Source organism: Vibrio sp. 10N.222.48.A3, from assembly GCF_041475345.1.
Lineage (GTDB): Bacteria > Pseudomonadota > Gammaproteobacteria > Enterobacterales > Vibrionaceae > Vibrio > Vibrio tasmaniensis_A.
In genome coordinates, this window is the sequence record NZ_JBFRVX010000411.1 from 1 (window position 1) to 3,341 (window position 3,341).

Consider the following 3,341-nt stretch of genomic DNA (forward strand, 5'->3'; position numbering starts at 1 on the left):
CCTTGCGCCTTCTAACCTAACTATGTGGTCTGGTTCTAAGTCTCTTGAAGCAAACGACTTCTCTGGTAACTACATCCACTACGGTGTACGTGAATTCGGTATGACGGCTATCATGAACGGTATCGCTCTGCACGGTGGTTTCGTACCATACGGCGCAACGTTCCTAATGTTCATGGAATACGCTCGTAACGCTATGCGTATGGCTGCTCTGATGAAAACTCAGAACATCCAAGTTTACACGCATGACTCTATCGGCCTAGGCGAAGATGGTCCAACTCACCAACCAGTTGAGCAGATCGCTTCTCTACGTCTAACTCCAAACATGAGCACATGGCGTCCATGTGACCAAGTTGAGTCTGCAGTGGCTTGGAAACTAGCAATCGAGCGTAAAGATGGTCCTTCTGCACTTATCTTCTCTCGTCAAAACCTTGCACAACAAGATCGTGACGCTGAGCAAGTAGCAAACATCGCTAAGGGTGGTTACATCCTGAAAGATTGTGAAGGCAAGCCAGAGCTTATCCTTATCGCAACGGGTTCTGAAGTTGAGCTAGCGGTTAACGCTGCTGCTGAGCTAACAGCTGAAGGTAAGAAAGTACGCGTAGTTTCTATGCCTGCGACTGACGCGTTCGACAAGCAAGACGCGCAGTACCGTGAGTCTGTACTTCCATCTGACGTTACAGCACGTATCGCTGTAGAAGCTGGCATCGCTGACTTCTGGTACAAGTACGTTGGTTTCGGTGGCAAGATCATCGGTATGACAACGTTCGGCGAGTCTGCACCAGCAGGTGAGCTATTCAAGATGTTCGGTTTCACTACTGAAAACGTAGTAAACACAGCGAAAGAGCTTCTAGCTTAATCTTGATTAAATTGCCTCGCCCTTAAATGGGTTGATGCATAATTAGTTCTACAATACCAAGCGTATAAAGTGAAACTAAAAGGCCTGACTTCGATAGTCAGGCCTGATTACCGCTTAACAGAAATGTCCAACGTTACAGGATCATTTCGCATAGCTGGCTTTTTGTTTACCAGAACCTTAATTCTCTACTTATCACTCCACACAGCCATTTCGTTACCACTTGGCTCTCTAAAATGGAAACGCCGCCCACCGGGAAAGCTGAATATCTCACGGTTTATCTCTCCACCAGCATCCAACACCTCACGCACGGTTTGCTCAAGATCTTCGCTATAGAAAACCATCAACGCCGCACCACTTTCAGCATTGGACGCTAGATCCGCTAAATAGAACCCACCCATTAAGCCTTTACCTTCAAAAGCTGAATACTCGGGACCATAGTCTTCAAAGATCCAACCAAACACGTGGCTGAAAAACGTCTTAGTGGCGGCGATGTCTCGCGCTGCAAATTCAATATAGTTAATAGAGCCGTGTTCCATAGCGGATTCCTTCTGCTTTATACGTTTGCCTTGTGATATTAAGGCAGGGCTTGAAGATCTAATCTTAGACAATTACGCCAAGTGACATCACTTTTTACGAACGACAGGGTAATCAGAGCCATGCAGTTCTTGCACAAAGCCAGAACCATCGCCACTGTGCGTTATCCATACTTTTTCTTTTGCTCGCGTCATTGCCACGTAAAACAAACGACGCTCTTCCGCATAAGGGAACACATCCGAAGATTCAGTCAACGCGCCATCAATGTGCAATTGTTTCTTCTTCGCGGGGAACTGTCCTTCATCAACGCAAAGAATAATCACGAAATCCGCTTCTTTACCCTTACTCGCGTGACAAGTCATGAAGCTGATATCAATTGAGGTATAGATCTTTTTCCAGTCTTCCAACAGCTCTGGTTTGTGGTAATGATTTCGCCCAAGCAACATCACTGATTTATTGGCTTTACCTTTTGCTTGCCTGTTTATCTGATCGAGGATCTTCTCAACTTCTTTGCTTGACGCACTATAAACCGACTTCTGCTTCTGTTGTTTGAAGCTGTTGAGCTCTTTTGGTAGTTGAATCGGGTTTTCCTGCACAAAGCGATTGGCAACCGAACCTAACTGATTGTTAAATCGATAAGTCGTATCTAGATGATGAATTGTCGAGCTCTCAAAACGATCTTTAAAGCCCGTCGTTAGATCAACATCTGCACCCGCGAACTGGTAAATTGACTGCCAGTCATCACCTACGGCAAAAATAGAAGCTTGGTGCTGCGCTTTCGATTGATTGCACAAGGCTTCAACCAAGGCTAAACGATCTGGTGAGATATCTTGATATTCATCGATCATGATGAACTTCCAAGGCGAAATGAATTTCCCCTTCTCGACATACTGTGTCGCTCGGCTGATCATGATTGAGAAGTCGATATGATTCTGTTCTTTCAATTCCTTTTGCCAAGCGGTTACGCATGGCCAACACAGTGAAAGCTCGCTATTGAGGCGCGTATAGTCACGGTGATCAATCAGTTGTTGCTGTACTTCTTTTTTCGTTAAACCCGATGCATTCAACTGTTCAAGTTGCTTTTCAAGCCAACCAATCAATTTAAGATTTGAAACATGACTACCTAGCTCATCATCACCGGTTAAATAAGCAATTGGCCATTTAGACAAGTGCTTTTGCCAACGTTTAAAGTTGGTCGGCGTCATCCAGTGCTTCTTCAACCAATCAATGCACCATGCTTGGCGTTGGTTGTCATCGAGTGCGAGCGGAGAAATAACCACGCGTTCGGGTTCAACTTGATTCAGTATCTTTAGACCCAACTGGTGGAAAGTACTGACTTGCACCTTCTCGGCTGATATGCCAATTTTGCTGTTAAGGCGCTGCTTCATCTCTTCCGCGGCTTCACGACCAAAGGCGAGCAGTAACAACTCTTCAGCTTGAGCTTGGTGGCTTTGCAATAAATACGCGACGCGAGCGGTGAGAACACTGGTTTTACCTGAGCCTGCGCCCGCTAAAATAAGGTTGTGATCATCATTCATCAAGACCGCATATTGTTGCGATAAGTTCAGGGGTGACGACTCACATTGAGCAAACAATACTTCCCAATTTTGTCTTTCTGTCTCTAACCACTGTTGATTCCTCTCGGCTTGCTGAATTTCCGTTTCAGACAACCATGGCTGCATTCGAGCAATGCGGTTTGGCATGCGCTGTGCCGCTTCCTCTAGAGTCATCGTCATATTTTCCAGACCTGCGTTGACCATGTCGACCCAAGTCTTCACTTTAGAATGCGGTAGGAAAGCAGGAAGTTGCTCAAGACGTGTCAATTCAGCTTCCCATTGAGGAACGTGCTCTGCCAACTGTTCACATTGTCTGTCATGCCACTTCTGATAAGCAGCAACCGATGCGCGCGCAAATTGACGACATTGTTCCCATGGAAGGCCTTGGACTAACC

General features: G+C 45.9%; 3 protein-coding genes. 1 reads left to right on the forward strand and 2 read right to left on the reverse strand.

All coding sequences use genetic code 11. The features are described 5' to 3' along the window. Positions 1–856, forward strand: an 856-nt coding sequence (locus AB4653_RS12700; RefSeq protein WP_372104318.1) for a transketolase-like TK C-terminal-containing protein, incomplete at its 5' end; no start/stop codon positions are given. A gap of 185 nt (positions 857–1,041) precedes the next feature. On the opposite strand, the gene AB4653_RS12705 is transcribed toward AB4653_RS12700, so the two are convergent. Both AB4653_RS12705 and helD read right to left on the reverse strand, forming a co-directional pair. Then, positions 1,042–1,392, reverse strand: coding sequence for a VOC family protein (locus AB4653_RS12705; RefSeq protein WP_009845573.1), 351 nt, complete (start codon positions 1,390–1,392; stop codon positions 1,042–1,044). Between the two features lie 87 nt (positions 1,393–1,479). After that, positions 1,480–3,341 (reverse strand): DNA helicase IV (gene helD / locus AB4653_RS12710; protein ID WP_372104321.1); only part of this gene is annotated, 1,862 nt, incomplete at its 5' end.

Excerpts from the sequence above, each read along its gene's own strand:
- AB4653_RS12705 (WP_009845573.1), bottom strand. The coding sequence starts at position 1,392 with ATGGAACACGGCTCTATTAACTATATTGAATTTGCAGCGCGAGACATC.